Origin of the sequence: Paraburkholderia terrae, assembly GCF_002902925.1 — a bacterium.
GTDB classification, from domain to species: domain Bacteria; phylum Pseudomonadota; class Gammaproteobacteria; order Burkholderiales; family Burkholderiaceae; genus Paraburkholderia; species Paraburkholderia terrae.
Genome location: NZ_CP026113.1, coordinates 159,185 through 174,189, shown reverse-complemented (window position 1 = coordinate 174,189; position 15,005 = coordinate 159,185). Strand labels below are relative to the sequence as shown.

Annotated in this window: 12 protein-coding genes; 4 read left to right on the top strand and 8 right to left on the bottom strand. The window is 59.6% G+C overall.

Going from position 1 to position 15,005, the window contains the following annotated elements:
* The first annotated feature begins 260 nt into the window (after positions 1 to 260).
* Complete coding sequence (locus C2L65_RS30530; RefSeq protein ID WP_042309405.1) at positions 261 to 1,205, top strand: LysR family transcriptional regulator; 945 nt, start codon at positions 261 to 263, stop codon at positions 1,203 to 1,205.
* A gap of 165 nt (positions 1,206 to 1,370) precedes the next feature.
* Positions 1,371 to 2,594, top strand: a complete 1,224-nt coding sequence (locus C2L65_RS30525) for an MFS transporter (RefSeq protein ID WP_042309406.1) — start codon at positions 1,371 to 1,373, stop codon at positions 2,592 to 2,594.
* Between the two features lie 92 nt (positions 2,595 to 2,686).
* Here the strand turns inward: C2L65_RS30525 and C2L65_RS30520 are convergent, their stop codons facing one another.
* The 3 genes from C2L65_RS30520 to C2L65_RS30510 all read right to left on the bottom strand — a co-directional run bounded on the left by C2L65_RS30520 (position 2,687) and on the right by C2L65_RS30510 (position 5,717).
* Positions 2,687 to 3,577, bottom strand: coding sequence for an amidohydrolase family protein (locus tag C2L65_RS30520; protein ID WP_042309407.1), 891 nt, complete (start codon positions 3,575 to 3,577; stop codon positions 2,687 to 2,689).
* A gap of 52 nt (positions 3,578 to 3,629) precedes the next feature.
* Positions 3,630 to 4,925, bottom strand: a complete 1,296-nt coding sequence (locus C2L65_RS30515; RefSeq protein WP_042309573.1) for an MFS transporter — start codon at positions 4,923 to 4,925, stop codon at positions 3,630 to 3,632.
* A gap of 69 nt (positions 4,926 to 4,994) precedes the next feature.
* Positions 4,995 to 5,717, bottom strand: a complete 723-nt coding sequence (locus C2L65_RS30510) for a GntR family transcriptional regulator (protein WP_042309576.1) — start codon at positions 5,715 to 5,717, stop codon at positions 4,995 to 4,997.
* A 224-nt stretch (positions 5,718 to 5,941) separates the two neighbouring features.
* On the opposite strand from C2L65_RS30510, the gene C2L65_RS30505 reads away from it, so the two are divergent.
* Together C2L65_RS30505 and C2L65_RS30500 are read left to right on the top strand one after the other, a co-directional pair.
* Positions 5,942 to 7,186, top strand: coding sequence for an MFS transporter (locus C2L65_RS30505; protein WP_174485064.1), 1,245 nt, complete (start codon positions 5,942 to 5,944; stop codon positions 7,184 to 7,186).
* A gap of 332 nt (positions 7,187 to 7,518) precedes the next feature.
* Positions 7,519 to 8,184 (top strand): hypothetical protein, encoded by a 666-nt coding sequence (locus tag C2L65_RS30500; RefSeq protein ID WP_042309409.1) that lies wholly within the window; start codon positions 7,519 to 7,521, stop codon positions 8,182 to 8,184.
* Here the strand turns inward: C2L65_RS30500 and C2L65_RS30495 are convergent.
* The 5 genes from C2L65_RS30495 to dxs form a co-directional block, all read right to left on the bottom strand.
* Positions 8,178 to 8,462 carry a GCG_CRPN prefix-to-repeats domain-containing protein gene (locus tag C2L65_RS30495; RefSeq protein ID WP_081921056.1) on the bottom strand — a complete coding sequence of 95 codons (285 nt, stop codon included), beginning with the start codon at positions 8,460 to 8,462 and terminating at the stop codon, positions 8,178 to 8,180. The two genes, C2L65_RS30500 and C2L65_RS30495, sit on opposite strands and share 7 nt — an antisense overlap.
* 113 nt (positions 8,463 to 8,575) lie before the next feature.
* Positions 8,576 to 9,475, bottom strand: coding sequence for a LysR family transcriptional regulator (locus C2L65_RS30490; protein WP_042309411.1), 900 nt, complete (start codon positions 9,473 to 9,475; stop codon positions 8,576 to 8,578).
* Positions 9,476 to 9,586: 111 nt separating this feature from the next.
* Positions 9,587 to 12,412 (bottom strand): 2-oxoglutarate dehydrogenase E1 component, encoded by a 2,826-nt coding sequence (locus tag C2L65_RS30485; protein WP_042309413.1) that lies wholly within the window; start codon positions 12,410 to 12,412, stop codon positions 9,587 to 9,589.
* 404 nt (positions 12,413 to 12,816) lie between these two features.
* Entirely contained in the window at positions 12,817 to 13,155 is a 339-nt protein-coding gene (locus C2L65_RS30480; protein ID WP_042309578.1) for an ArsR/SmtB family transcription factor, read from the bottom strand.
* A 24-nt stretch (positions 13,156 to 13,179) separates the two neighbouring features.
* Positions 13,180 to 14,961: a 1-deoxy-D-xylulose-5-phosphate synthase gene (gene dxs / locus C2L65_RS30475; RefSeq protein ID WP_042309416.1), complete on the bottom strand. Its 1,782-nt coding sequence runs from the start codon at positions 14,959 to 14,961 to the stop codon at positions 13,180 to 13,182.
* Between the last annotated feature and the right edge of the window lie 44 nt (positions 14,962 to 15,005).

Here is a 15,005-nt window from a genome sequence, read left to right as displayed (position 1 = left end):
CATGACATGCGGCAGTGAAGAATCAGGCCGATTACATTCTCCCTTCGCCAAGGAATTGTGCAGCGTTTCGCTCATCCGTGCTCGACGCGCCTGCGGCGCACGAAATTCCGTGGCGCCGCGAAAACCTGTCGATCCGAAATCCGTGGCTTTTCCAACGCGTCAACGATGCGCGCGTTTGTGTCCGCGTGTGCAAGTCAATCATCAGGCTCGATGTGCTAGCCTGAATCTTCATCATCCGAGGTGATCCGGCGAGGCGCACGATGGAACTGAGGCATCTGAGAATGTTTTGCGCGGTGGCCGATTGCGGCAGCTTCACGGCAGCGGCTGAAAAAATCCACAACGTTCAGTCGAACGTGACGATGCGCATCAAGGAGCTCGAAGCGGAATTGAACCAGCAGTTGTTCATCCGGCAGAAGAACGGCGTGGTGCTCACGTCGGCGGGACAGATTTTTCTGGGCTACGCGCAACGCATCCTTCAGTTGACGGACGAAAGCCGCAACGCACTGCTGGACAATGCGTCGCCGCGCGGGCTGCTACGCCTCGGGTCGATGGAAACGACGGCCGCGATCCGTTTGCCGAAAGTGCTGGCGAAGTATCACGTGCGGTTTCCGCAGGTTCAACTGTCGCTGATGACGGGCACGACGAATGAGTTGATCAAGGCGGTCGAATGTCATCGGCTGGATGGTGCGTTCGTCGGCGGCTTTCATCAGAGTTCGTCGCTGCATCAGGAAGAAGTCTTCGAAGAAGAGCTGGTGCTCGTGAGCGGCATCGAGTTCGAGTCGCTTGCTGCGCTCGCGAAGCAGATGTCCGGGCAAACGGTGCTCGCGTTCAGGACGGGCTGCTTCTATCGTTCGACACTCGAAAACTGGTTCTATCACGCCGGCATCATTCCGGGCCAGGTGATGGAGCTAGGCACGCTGGATGGAATCATGTCGTGCGTCGCGGCGGGAATGGGGATTACGTTGTTGCCGCGATCGGTGGTGGAGAGTCATGGCGCACGGCATGCCGTGCATTGTCACGCGCTTCCGTCGCAGTTCGCGCATGTGAAGACGGTGTTCATCCGTAACAAGGACACTATCGTCACGCCGGCACTCACCGCGATGATCGATCTCGCGCATGAGCAGTTTGCGGTCGACATCGACGTCAAGACTCCGCCTGTGGGAAACATACTGACTTCAGCGCTGGCTTCTGTCTATGCAGCGTGACGAACCGGCAGCGGGTGCCTTTCGTCGGCAAGTGTAAATAGCGGCTCAATGGCTTTCGGGATTGCGGACATCCATGTCCGATATGTCCGGAACGCCGGTCCATTGATGTCCAGTGTCGGCCGATCCAGAATCAAGCAACGCTTGACTCTCGATTCCAGGCCTCACATGACACCCACCTACACAACTTCTTCCCTTCCTGCGCCCGTTTACTGGCTGGCGCTCGGCGCTTTCGCGATCGGAACGGAAGGCTTCATGATTTCTCCGCTTCTACCCGGACTCGCGACCGATCTGTCGGTGACGATTGAAACAGCAGGACAGCTGGTGACAGTATTCGCGCTCGCCTACGGCCTCAGTTCCCCCGTCCTGACGGCATTGAGCGGCAGCATGAACCGGCGGACGTTGCTGCTCGCCAGCATGATCGCGTTCGCGCTTTCCAATCTGCTCGCGTTCGCAGCGCCATCCTTCTGGGCCTTGATGGGCGCCCGGGTCTTGCTGGCGCTGTCCGCCGGTCTCTATGTGCCGGGCGCGAACGCGCTGGCGAGCGTCATCGTGCCGCCCGAAAGGCGCGGCCGCGCAATCGCGGTGGTGAACGGCGGCATTACGATTGCGATCGCGCTCGGCGTTCCCCTTGGCGCCGTCATTGGCCATGCACTCGGCTGGCGCATGACTTTCGCGGGTGTCGCGGGACTGGCGGCACTCGCGGTGGCCGGGTTGATCATCGGCCTGCCGCGCGATATCGGCGCCGGCATTCCGGTCGCGACGCTGCGCGAGCGCATCGCGATCGCGCGCAAACCTGTCGTGCTCGCGACGCTGCTCACGACAACGCTCTGGGCCACCGGCGCGTACACGGTCTATACCTATCTCTCGCCGTTTCTCGCTGAAATCACAGGGTTGGCCGGCGCACAGGTCGGCATGGTGATGTTCATGTGGGGGCTCGCCGCTGCGATTGGCGTCGTGTCGGGTGGCACAGCAAATGACCGGTTTGGACCTCTGGCCGTGATCGTTCCCACGATCGCGCTGTCAGGCATCGCGTTCGCCATACTGTCGATCAGCGCGCGCTTTTTGTCGCCGGGCGCTGCACTCGTGCCGGTGATCGCCGCTATCGCGCTGTGGGGCGTCGCGCACTGGGCGTTTTATCCGGCACAGCAGGCAAGGCTGATCGATATTGCTGGTGTGAAGGTTGCGTCCATTGTGTTGTCGCTTAATGCTTCGTTCATGTATATCGGGTTCTCGATAGGCGCCGCGCTCGGTGCGCTCACGTTGGCTCATGCCAGTGTGGGAAGCCTCGGGTGGGTGGCGGCAACGTGTGAGCTGGCGGCGGTGTTGCTGACTGTCGCGATTATCGCGCGGCCGGCGAGAGTGAATGCGGCTTGTGCTGCCGTCGAATGAAGGCTCACGTTGGCGGGGCTGAAGGTGGCCTTCGCCCCTTCTCTTTCTAAACGGAGTGCCGTGGACTGCTCGCTCACTGATCGAACGCGTGGCTATATCGTCGGTTCATCAAACCGGTAGAACTTCGCCGACGTGGCACACGCAACGACCCTTCGCTCCGCCTCATTGGGCAGCAGTGACCGCAGGGCGTCGAGCGTGCGTCCAAAATCCTGAGTTGCCTCGAACTGCGTATGCGGCCAATCACTCCCCCACATCAGGCGATCCACGCCGAATGCTTCAGTCAGAAGCCGAACAGCGTCATGTGCAAAGCGAGGTGTTGAGTGCCCACCCTCCGCGAAGCTCCAGTTTCGATAGGCTGCCGATATCTTGACCCACACCTGGCCTGTGCTCGCCAGATCGAGGAGTCGACGAAAGCCCTCGTCATCGACGCCGAGTGCAGGGTCCGGCCTGCCGAAATGATCGACGACCACATTCAGGCCTTTATCCAGCAGCGGCAGGACGATACGCTCAAGACGCGCCGCTTCGGCGTGGACTTCGACATGCAATCCAAGCTGACGAACATGTGCGAGCGTTTCCGGTGTCAGACTCGATTCGATCGGGAGATCGGGAAGCCCGATGAGGTTCAATCGAACACCGACGACACCCGCCCGCGCCATCATCGTTAGCGCTTCAAGTCCGCAATCCGGTTCGACGACCGTGACGCCGCGAAGCCGGTCAGGCGCGCGTCGCAACGCGGCCAGCAGATAGTCGCAATCCGTGCCCAGAAAGCTGGGCTGCACCAGCACGCCGCGCGACACATTGTGCGTATCGAGTTGTTCGAGATAGACATCGAGCGGCGCATCGTAGTCGGGCGCGTATCGGCGCTGCCGGGCAAGCGGCAAGCCACGCTCGAACACATGCGCATGTGCATCGATCAAGGCGATTTGGGAAAGACGCTGCGCTGCCTGTTGCTCAATCGCGTCCGAACCCGTTGTTTCGATCATTGGCATTACTCTCCGACATAACTTGCCCGGCTGTCGTCAGAACAGCCGCGCATCAGTGCCGTTGCGCCTGCGTCAGCGTTGCCGTAGGTCCGGCCTCGAATGCCGCTTCGCCGAGTGCGCGGCCGCGCGTCTCGGGCAGCATCAGCACGGACAGGACCACAATCGAGTAAGCCAGTCCGGCGTCAATGCCGATCGCCGTTCCAAGCGACATATTGGCGGACATATGGCCCACGAGCACAGGAAAACCCGCCGACACCACGCGGCCGAAGTTATAGCAAAAGCCGACACCCGTACCCCGCATGCCACGGGGATAAAGCTCGTTGAAAAGCGCGCCCATGCTGGCCGGGATACCCGCTGCGAAGAACCCCAGCGGAAAGCCGAAGAACAGCATGGCGAGATTGCTGAGCGGCAGAAACAGATACGCGACAACCGTCAGCACGCAGCAGATCGCAAAGATGAGGATGGTTCTGCGTCGGCCGATCCGGTCGAGCAAATGCGCGCTGACGATGCATCCGCAAAAGAACGCGACGATGACGACAGCAAGGTAAGCGCCCGTGCCCAACACCGACAAGTGGCGCTCCGTCTTCAGAAAAGTGGGGAGCCACGTCATCAATGCATAGTACCCACCATGCGCGCCGACCCCGAGCAATGCGCCGATTAGCGTCATGCGCAGCACTTGCGGCGAGAAGATGCCAAAGAACACGCCGAACGTCGAAGCATCGTCGCGTGCCCGAACGTCGCGTGCCGCCCGCGCGGGCTGCACGGGCTCCTGCACGCCGCGTCGAACGTAGAGGATCAGCAGCGCGGGAACGAGGCCGATCCCGAACATCACGCGCCATGCTGTCTCGCCAGGTAGCCACGAGAACATCAACGCGTAGAGCAGCACGGCGGCGCCCCAGCCGACGGCCCATGCGCTCTGCACGCTGCCCATCGCCTTGCCGCGATGTTCGGCCCGAATCGTTTCGGCCATCAGGACCGCGCCCGCCGCCCACTCGCCACCGAAGCCAAAGCCCTGAAGCGTCTTCAGAATCAGGAACTGCGGATAGTTCTGCGCGAACGCGCAAAGAAAAGTGAATACGGAGAAGAATGCGACGGTCCATTGCAGCGTCTTCACGCGGCCCAGCCGGTCCGAGAGCATGCCGGCCACCCAGCCGCCCAGCGCCGAAGCCACCAGCGTCACACCGCTGACCATGCCCGCTTGCGTCCGGCTGATCGACCATTCCGCGATGATCGCTGGAATCACGAGACTGAACATCTGCACATCGAGCGAGTCGAGTGCCCATCCGCCGAAACACGCCCAGAATGTCCGACGCTCGTTGCCGGACACCTCCTTGAACCACTTGAACATTGCCGTCTCCTGCGTCGGGTATCCCATCGTGGGGATCGAATCGTTCTGGATTGCCGGGTCTTTCGATCTCTAGCGGATCTCGGCCTGGTAAATGAATTCGCTTGCGGGCCCACGCGAGCGCCGCCATTCCAGCGGCTGCCTGTCATATCCATAAGCGAGCCGCTCGATCACGACGGCGGGCGTACCCGGCTCGATGCGTAGGAGCCGCGCGTGAAGCGGACCGATCGCCTCGACAGTCAGCGTTTCGGTTGCCGACGCGATGACCTGGTTGCACTGCGACTCATACACGGGATAGAGCAGATCGCCGATCTCCGTCAGTTCGAGTTGTGCGAACGCGGCGAAGCGGTCGAACGGAAGCCAGATTTCTTCCGCGAGCATCGGCACGCCGTCGATCAGCCGAAGACGCGACATCTGAATGACCTTGGCGCCATTCGGGATTTGCAAGGTCGCGGCGACGGCCGACGGTGCCTCCACGACCTCGCGGCGCAGGATGCGGCTCTCGGGAATGCGACGCTCGCCCTGCCGGGTCTGGAATCTGAAGAACCGGAAGAGAGAACTGTCGAAGCTCGCGCGGCGCACAAACGTTCCGCGCCCCTGGAACCGCTCCAGCAGCCCTTCTGCGACCAGCAGATCGACGGCTTTACGAACGGTGCCGACAGCGACGTCGTAGCTTTTCGCGAGCGCCTGCTCGGTCGGAATGGCTTCGCCGGGCCGCCAGTGGCGGGCAGCGACCAGCGCGACCATTTCGTCGCGCAAACGCTGGTAGCGGGGCAGTCGATCATCGGCGTGCATGCTTTCCTCCGTCAAATTCATATATATGTTTGCATGAGTTCCTTGCTTTGACCGATCCGGAATTACCCTAATTACCCGGTAATTTGTTGACACGACGGGTTTATACCCATTGTTGGTGTGCAGAATTCAACTAAACATATATATGAATTTTTAACTGGAGACTGGTTGTGGCCCAAACCCTGACAGACGAGCAGATCGTCGTGAAGAAGATCGCGTGGCGGTTGATGCCACTGTTGATTGTCATGTTCCTGATCGCCTTCATCGACAGGCAAAACGTCGGTTTCGCCAAGTTGCAGATGGTCGGCGCGCTGGGAATGTCCGAAGCCTCGTACGGATTGGGGGCGTCACTGTTCTTCATCGGCTACCTCCTGTTCGAAGTGCCGAGCACGCTCGCGCTTCATCGCTTTGGCGCACGTTTGTGGCTCGCACGCATTATGGCGACGTGGGGCGCTATCACGGTCGCGATGGCTTTCACGCATTCAATGGGCGTGTTCTATGTCTTTCGCTTTGCGTTGGGTGTGGCGGAGGCTGGCTTCTATCCTGGCGTCATCTTTTATCTGACGTTGTGGTTCCCGCAGAGCCATCGCACGCGCATGCTCGGCTTCTTCACGCTTGGCAGTGCGCTCGCCAACATGCTCGGCTCACTCGCGGGCGGCCTGCTTCTGTCGTTCGACGGCAGTCTTGGCCTTGCAGGCTGGCAATGGGTATTCGTCGCAACGGGCGCACCCGCCATCGTCGTCGCGTTGATCGCCTTGCGTTTCCTGCCGGAATCCATCGAGCGCGCGCGGTTTCTCTCCAGCGAAGAGAAAAACCTCATCACCGCCGCAATCAGGCGCGAGGCACCGACCGAGGCTGTATCCGAACACCCATGGCGCGCGCTCATCGACAAACGCGTGCTGATGTTCGCTTGCGGCTACATGCTGATGTCGACCTCGCTCTATGGCGTGACCTACTGGATGCCGACGCTGCTCAAGAGCGGCGGTGTCTCGCACTCGCTCAATGGCTTGCTGAACATGATTCCGTGGTTGCTCGCCGCGCTGCTTCTGCTCTGGTTGCCGGCCAGACTCAAGCGCGAAGACGTGGTGCTGAAGGCGATGGCGATGGTGGCCGGTGTCGGCGTGATCGGCTTCGCGCTGAGTCTCGTCTTGCCTGGTCTGCCGCTGCGCTTCGCAGCACTCGTTCTTGGCGGCGCATGTATCCCGCTGCTTTACCCGTGTTTCTGGTCGCTTCCGCCGCGCTTCTTTACGGGTGCGCGCGCCGCCGCAAGCATTGCGGCGATCAATTCGATCGGGAATCTCGGCGGCTTCTTCGCGCAGAATCTGATGCCTTACGTCGGGAAGCTCGCGGGTAACGCCAGTGCGCCGATGCTGGTGCCCGTTGTCTGCCTCACACTGCTCGGAGCTGGACTGTCGGTCGCGTGGGTCTCGAATGGGCGCAGTACACGCGCACGGGTTGCCACAGGACAATAAATTCAGTGTCAGCTCCAACGGCTCTTTGTACAGGTAGTGTGCCTACCCTTTACGGGGTTGTGCGCACTATCTGTTTACTGGGCCAGTTGCACTCAACAAGCAATAGCGCCGCAAAGCTGTCAAATGGTTGTTAGCTTCACGAAATGTTCTCAGGCGTTACAGGTGTTGTAACCGAAGCGGTCTGGACCCCCGTCGCTCGCGCTGAGAGAATGCGCAGACCCGCTACAAACCGGCGATCGACTTGTGCCCTTGAGCGGGCCTACCGGCAAACAGCGCAGTTGTAGAAGTGACTTGTTGTTTACCCATTTATCTGACATATCAGATAAATGTCAATGACCGGCACAACCGACTCGAAGGGGTCCATTTTGAGTAAACAGCTTATCCACCGTGCCGGGAGTAACGCCCCTAACAATGGAATCTTGCGGACGCCGTGGGGTTACATTGCCCGCAGCATCGCACTGGTTGTGCTGGCGGTTAGTCCGTCGGTCATCTGCGCCTATCTTGCGCAAACCTCAGCACATTGGAGTCTGTTTGAACGGTCCGGATCGATAGTGACAATCATCGGCCTGCTATTGGCATCACGCCACTATTTTGCGTACACCGTGACTGATCTGGTTGTAGCTCGCACAAACGAGGGCGCCGGATTCAAAGCCCGTAAAGTTCTCAGCGACGTCCTGGCTGCCAGGCGTGGGCTAACGCTGTCGGCGTTTGGGACGCTCATTTGGGGATGGGGAATATTTCTGCGGTGGTGGAGCTTCGCCCTGCTGGCGCTCTGGATGGCATTTGTGATCTACCGGGTGTTTCGCGATCCAGTCTTGCAACGCCGACGCGACAACGTGCTGCCGCGCGTGACGAGCGTCGATAAAAGGTTCCGAAACAAGCCCGAACAACGGCGCAGGCGAATGATCCCTGATAGCCGTCCGCAAACCGACCAGACGTCGCTGGCAATCGCTTTCGCGGTACGGCGACGTCGGCGGCTCGCACGCACCCTTCATTGATACATCCCATTGGGCAGCCGGCCGTGATACGGCGTATCGCGGCAGTGCCCCCACGGCCCCAGCCAGTATCCCGGCGGGCATGCATAGGTCGAAACGGGTGCGGCGGGTGTCGCATAGACCACGGGCGATTGCACGACAACAGGTGCCGAATAGCGGCATTGGCCCCAGACGTTACGCCACCCTCCCGGCCCACAGCCCTGCGCGGCTTCTGCAGTGCCGATCGACAATGCCAGTGCCGTTGCCGCTACTGCGATTGATGCAATGTGCTTGCGATTCACGATTCGCTCCTGTCGCGTGGTTTGAATTCTGTTGCTGACAGAAACTATTGTGTGGATCGACTCTTAGCAAAGAATGAGTGCGTATCGTGCAACGCCCACCGACGCCTTTCCGCTCACTCGCCCAACTGCGTCGAATACAACTTCATTAGCCACTCGATAAAAATGTCGACCCGCCTTGGCCTCGTCCGGTTAGGCATATACACAACGGAAACCGGCCGGGGGTTCGAAGGATAGTCTCGCAACACCATATTCAGCCGGCCCGCTCGTACGTGGGCATCGAGTATGAAGGTGCCGCCCTGTATCAGCCCGAGGCCCGCCAGCCCGCACGCCACATAGGTATCGGCGTCGTTCACGAGGATCGCGCTCTTCAGTGGAACGGTACGGACCTCGTCTCCGTCGATGAACTCCCAACCTCTGATACGCCCTGACTTCATCGCATAACTGACGCCGATATGATCGCTGAGGTCACTCAATGTAACGGGCTCGCCATGCGCCCGAATATAGTCGGGCGATGCGTAGGTCAGCGTCTTGTAGATACCAACCGTCTTGGCGATCAGTCCCAGTTCGCTCACCGGTCCCACGCGCACCGCGCAGTCGAGCCCATCTTCAATCAGATCGGGATGTTGATCGGCAATGCTGATGTCCAGTTGAATGTCGGGATTATTGGCGAAGAAGTCCGGCAGCTGCGGGATCACGACGGACTTCGCGACCAGTGAGGGCATGCTCACACGGACCTTTCCGCTATTGCTTCCCTTCGATGCCTGCGCGTCCGCGTCCATTTCCTCGAGGTCTCGCAGAAGCGCCACGCAACGTTCGTAATAGCGAATGCCCGCATCGGTCGGCTTGCTTCGACGCGTCGTCCGGTTCAGAAGCTTCACGCCCAAATCCGACTCCAGAGCCTGAACCATACGCGTGACATAGACCGTCGACGTATGCAGTACTTCGGCGGCCCCTGTGAAGCTGTTCGATTCGATCACCTTCACGTACGCCTTGATTGCAGAGATCTTATCCATCGTACGCTTGCGTATCGCCTTTTATGTTTCGACAATTGACCCGCAGTGCCGTGTCCACTTATCGGGCAAGGCGAATCAGTGTGATCGTGCCCGATTCGCCTTTTCGCCGTCTTATTCGTCAATCGCCGCGTGCAGGTACTTCTCCTGACGCGCGAGGTGCATCGACTTGTAGCCCGGCGCGGTCGACGCGGTCGCCTCAGGTCCGATATAACGCAGTGTTGCAGGTGCCTTCACGATTTCCAGCAACTGCTCCATGACGAAATGCCAGGAACCCTGATTCTTTGACTCTTCCTGACACCACACCACGCTCTTCAGATTCGGATAGCGCTCCAGTTCCGAATTGATCTGCTTCGCGGGGAACGGATACAACTGCTCAACGCGAATCAAAGCGATGTTGTCCTTTCCGGATTTACGCCGACGCTCGAGAAGCTCGTAATAGACCTTGCCCGAACACAGGATGACACGGTCGATCCTGGACGCTGCTTCCTTCGTCGGCGATTCGGCGAGGATCTCGTTGAATCGTCCTTTGGCGAGATCATCGAGACTGCTGACAGCCTCCGGGTGGCGCAGAAGCGACTTCGGCGTCATCACAATGAGGGGAACGCGATCGTGCAGCACCGCCTGCATCCTCAGCAGATGGAAAATCTGCGCTGGCGTGGTCGGCTGGCAGACGCGCATATTGTCCTGCGCACAAAGTTGCAGATAGCGCTCGAGGCGCGCAGACGCGTGCTCCGGGCCTTCGCCTTCCTGTCCATGCGGCAGCAACATCGTCACGCCACTACGTTGTCCCCACTTGGCAGCGCCCGCCGACAGGAAGTTGTCGATCACGACCTGCGCCCCGTTTGCGAAGTCGCCGAACTGCGCTTCCCACAGCACGAGCGCATTTTGTCGAACCACCGAGTATCCATACTCGAAGCCCAGAACCGCACCCTCGGACAACACCGAGTTGGTGACCGAAAACCGCCCCTGATCATCCGACACATGCTCCAACGGAACATAAGTGCCCTCTGCCCGGCTCGAACGGTTCTGATCGTGCAGCACTGCGTGACGATGGCTGAACGTACCGCGTTCGCTGTCCTGACCGCTCAGGCGCACGTCGATACCTGCGGAAAGGAGTGACGCAAAGGCCATATGCTCCGCCATACCCCAGTCGAGCGGACGTTTGCCTTCTGCCATATCACGACGAGCAGACACCACTCTTCCAACAAGCGGATGCAACGAGTACTGATCCGGAATGCTGGTGATCTTTAGCGCAAGCTTTTGAACGAGGTCCAGCAAGGGCGGCGCGTAATAAATACGGCTGACGTTTCCATCGAGCAGTTGTGGCCAATTCTCTTCTTCGTTCTTTTGAGCGGCCGGCTTTTTCTCTTCGACGGATTGTGCCGTGTCGAGACGCTCACGGTAGTCATGGACATACTGCTCCACGTCTTCCGCCGTCAGTATCTGCTGGTCCACCAGTTTCCTCGCATAGAGCGTACGGACGCCAGGGTGACCCGCAATGGAGCGATACATCATCGGCTGCGTGATGTTGGGCGTGTCCTGTTCCTGGTGGCCGTGGCGGCGGAAACAAACCAGTTCGATCACGACACTCTTGTTGAACGTCGCGCGAAAGTCGATGGCGAGACGCGTTGCGGCAACCACGGCCTCGGGGTCGTCACCGTTCACGTGCAGCACGGGCGCCTCGATCATCTTCGCAATGTCGGTGCAATAGAACGACGACCGCACGTCTCTCGGGTCGGAAGTCGTGAAGCCGACCTGGTTGTTCACCACCACATGAATCGTGCCGCCCGTTCCGTAGCCCCGCGTGTTCGACAGGTTCATCGTCTCCATGACGATGCCCTGGCCTGAAATCGCGGCGTCGCCGTGGATCTCCACCGGCAGAACCGCGCTCGCGCCCAGACCCAATACTTCGGCGCGCGCGCGAGCAATACCTTGCACAACGGGGTTGACGACTTCAAGGTGCGACGGATTGAACGCCAGCGTCACTTCGGCAGGCCCGGTTGCCGTCGGAAGCAAGCCGGTAAAGCCCTTGTGATATTTCACGTCTCCGGCCGGAAGCAGGTGCGCGGTCTTTCCCTCGAATTCGTCGAACAGCGCAGCCGGCGGCTTTCCGACAATATTGACGAGAACGTTCAGGCGTCCGCGATGCGCCATGCCGAGAATCGAGCTTTTGACGCCCTTCGTCGCACCGTATGCCACCAGTTCGTCCAGCAGGACGATGAGCGACTCTCCGCCCTCGAGCGAGAAACGCTTTTGTCCGACATACCGGGCGTGCAGATATTTTTCCAGCCCTTCGGCAGCAGTCAGACGTTCGAGAATGTGCAGCTTGTCGCCGTTATCGAGTGCAGCTTTCGAACGCGACGACTCGAGCCGCATGGACCACCAGTTGCGCTGTTCCGGATCAGCCAGATACATGAACTCGGCGCCCAGCGTTCCGCAATAGGTTTCTTTTAGCGCCTGCATCAGGTCGCCCAGCGTTTCGACCTGCTCCGAAAAATGAGCGCCCGACATGCTGAATTTCGTGTTCATGTCCGCGTGGGACAGATCGTAGTAGCTCGAATTCAGTTCGGGCACTGGCACGGGCGCAGTCCAGCGCAGCGGATCGAGATGGGCATTGCGAGTTCCAACCATACGATAGGCTGAAATCAATGCCTGTACGGCGACCTGCTTGCGGGCGAAACTCAGTACGTCGTTCTCCGAGCGCCCTGCCGTGCGCGTCTGCTTCGCCAGTTCGACGAAACGCGAGACGACGGGTCCATGCGCGACGTCACCTGTATCCGATCCATCGACAGCCGGCACGTCCTGCAACGCGTCGAAATAGCCGCGCCAGTCTTCCGACACCGTGGTCGGGTCCGCAAGATAAGTTTCGTATTGCTCTTCGACGTAAGGAGCATTGCCTCCAAACAGGAAGGAGGTCTTCCGATTCCGCGTAATCATGGTGATTCTGTCCTCAGTCGGGCTCGCACCCGATATCTGTCACAAATCCGAGCCAGACAGCACCTGCTGCTGCCTTGGCCGAGCCAACGCTTTCACAGGTACACGAAGACAAAATCCGACGCGAAAAGAGGACGCATCTGGCGCCATCCGTTCCGAGTCCAACTGTGCATTACCTTGTGGCTCCTGCCGCAAGGTCCCTGTGCCTGCCAGGATCAGTAGTCTCTTGACCGCTGATAAGAACAGTTTAGGTTGCGTGGATAGGTACCGTCGCTTTAGGTACGACGGTCTGGGGACATTCACCGCTCGTTTCTGGCCATCGTGTCTATGAGGCCAAAATTTCGTGTATTGGAAGGGTAGCTTGCGGCGGGGAAACGAGATGTTGCGTGTGGCCGAAGTTTGCTGATCTAAACCCGCTCCCTGATCCGCGCAATATCGGCACAAAGCCATTCGGCCAATTCACGGATCGCGTCTTCGTTACGCGAGAAGAACACCCACTGCCCAACCTTTTGCGTTTTGATCAAGCCGGCCCGTTCGAGCTGTGACAGATGGCCTGACACCGTCGACTGCGACAAGCCGCTTCGAGCGTGCAGCATGCCCGCCGACACAGCTCGAAACGCGCAATACTCAGGTTCCGTAAAGTACGCGTCCGGATTGGCCAGCCACTGCAGTACTTTTCGGCGGAATGGATGAGCCAGCGCCCGGATGGCTGCATCGAAGTCAATCGTAGTTCCGCTCGTGCTCATTGCTGACATATCCCGTGCGCTGCCTCAGACGGCGTCAAAAAGGTCGAAGTGGCGGCCAGTGAATACCCGCACCGTCTCGAGTACCCCTGCAGCGTCCAGACCATTCAGTTCGAGCAGTCTGGAGCGGTCGCCGTGCCGGATGAATTCATCCGGAAGTCCAAGACGCAATACGGGCACCGCCAGCCCTTCAGCCGCGATATGTTCGGCACATGCGGCACCCGCGCCGCCCGTCACCGTGCCTTCTTCGATCGTCACGATCACGTCGTGCGATCTTGCGACCGTCAGCAACAAGTCCTCATCCAGTGGCTTGGCGAAACGCATGTCCACCACCGTCGCGTCGATTTCTTGTGCCGCTTCCATTGCGACCGACAGCAGTGGCCCGAATGCCAGGAACGCCACGCGTTGATCACCATGTTCACCTGCTGAGCGGCGAATGATCCCCTTTCCAAAGGGAAGGATCTCGTTCGTGTGTCCGATAACGTCGGAACCTGTCTTCGCACGGGGATAACGGACGGCGCACGGACCCGGATAGGCGAGCGCCGTGTTCAGCATCAGATAACACTCTCTCTCATCGGACGGTGTCATCACGACCATGTTGGGAATGCAACGCAGCGCCGCGATATCGAACGCGCCGAGGTGAGTTGCGCCGTCGCCGCCTGCTATACCGGCGCGATCGACAGCGAACAAAACGGGTAACTCTTGCAACGCGACATCGTGAATCAGCTGGTCGTAGCCGCGCTGAAGGAAGGTCGAGTAGATGGCGACGACTGGCCGCATTCCTTCTGTCGCGAGGCCGGCGGCAACAGTCACCGCGTGCTGTTCAGCGATACCCACGTCGATGTAGCGATCGGGATATCGCTGCTCGAATTCGACCAGACAGGAGCCTTCGCGCATCGCGGGCGTGATACCGATGATTCGATCATCCTTCGCCGCCGAATCGCAAAGCCACTGGCCGAATACCTGGCTATAAGTGCGCTTGCCACCTGCGGATTGAGTCACTCCATCGACCAGATCGAAAGGGCCCGGTCCGTGGTACGCAACAGGATCGAGTTCTGCGCGTTCATAACCGCGTCCCTTCTGGGTTACGACATGGATGACATGCGGACGCACGCGAGTCTTTGCGTCTCGCAGCACGGCAAGCAGTGTCGGAATGTCATGTCCGTCGACGGGTCCGATGTAGTCGAGACCGAGCGCTTCGAATAGCGAAGCGCCCTCATCGCGCCATTTCCCGGTCAGCGACTGGAGATGATCGTTCAGACTGCCGACGGCGGGTGAAATCGACATTCCGTTGTCGTTCAGGATGATCGTGAGCGGCAATGCCTTGCAGGAACCTGCGTGATTGAGCGCCTCGTACGCCATACCCGCCGATAGCGCACCATCCCCGATGATTGCCACAGCGCGCGCGCCACGATTGCGCAGTGCCAAAGCCATGCCGACAGCCGCCGATATCGACGTCCCCGCGTGCCCCACGCCGAACGCATCGTAGGGGGATTCTTCGCGCGTGGGAAAGCCTGCCATTCCGCCCACTTTGCGCACGCTTGCCATTCCCGCTTTGCGGCCGGTCAAAATCTTGTGCGGATAGCTCTGGTGACCGACGTCCCATACCAGACGATCGTTTGGTGTATCGAATGCATAGTGAAGTGCAACAGTCAGTTCGACCACGCCGAGACTCGACGCGAAGTGACCGCCCGTCGCCGATACGCTTTCAAGCAGAAACTCGCGAATCTCGTCCGCAACACGCTGGAGTTCGCTCTCTCCAAGACCCCGCAGTCTTGATGGCGAATCGATACTGTCAAGTAAACTCATTACATTCCAATCCTGATGTTCAACGAGGCAATCAGGATCTTCCC

Bases quoted from the DNA above. Each gene is read 5' to 3' on its own strand.
- C2L65_RS30530 (WP_042309405.1), top strand. From the start codon at position 261: ATGGAACTGAGGCATCTGAGAATGTTTTGCGCGGTGGCCGATTGCGGC.
- C2L65_RS30525 (WP_042309406.1), top strand. From the start codon at position 1,371: ATGACACCCACCTACACAACTTCTTCCCTTCCTGCGCCCGTTTACTGG.
- C2L65_RS30520 (WP_042309407.1), bottom strand. From the start codon at position 3,577: ATGATCGAAACAACGGGTTCGGACGCGATTGAGCAACAGGCAGCGCAG.
- C2L65_RS30515 (WP_042309573.1), bottom strand. From the start codon at position 4,925: ATGTTCAAGTGGTTCAAGGAGGTGTCCGGCAACGAGCGTCGGACATTC.
- C2L65_RS30510 (WP_042309576.1), bottom strand. From the start codon at position 5,717: ATGCACGCCGATGATCGACTGCCCCGCTACCAGCGTTTGCGCGACGAA.
- C2L65_RS30505 (WP_174485064.1), top strand. From the start codon at position 5,942: ATGCCACTGTTGATTGTCATGTTCCTGATCGCCTTCATCGACAGGCAA.
- C2L65_RS30500 (WP_042309409.1), top strand. From the start codon at position 7,519: ATGACCGGCACAACCGACTCGAAGGGGTCCATTTTGAGTAAACAGCTT.
- C2L65_RS30490 (WP_042309411.1), bottom strand. From the start codon at position 9,475: ATGGATAAGATCTCTGCAATCAAGGCGTACGTGAAGGTGATCGAATCG.
- C2L65_RS30485 (WP_042309413.1), bottom strand. From the start codon at position 12,412: ATGATTACGCGGAATCGGAAGACCTCCTTCCTGTTTGGAGGCAATGCT.
- C2L65_RS30480 (WP_042309578.1), bottom strand. From the start codon at position 13,155: ATGAGCACGAGCGGAACTACGATTGACTTCGATGCAGCCATCCGGGCG.
- dxs (WP_042309416.1), bottom strand. From the start codon at position 14,961: ATGAGTTTACTTGACAGTATCGATTCGCCATCAAGACTGCGGGGTCTT.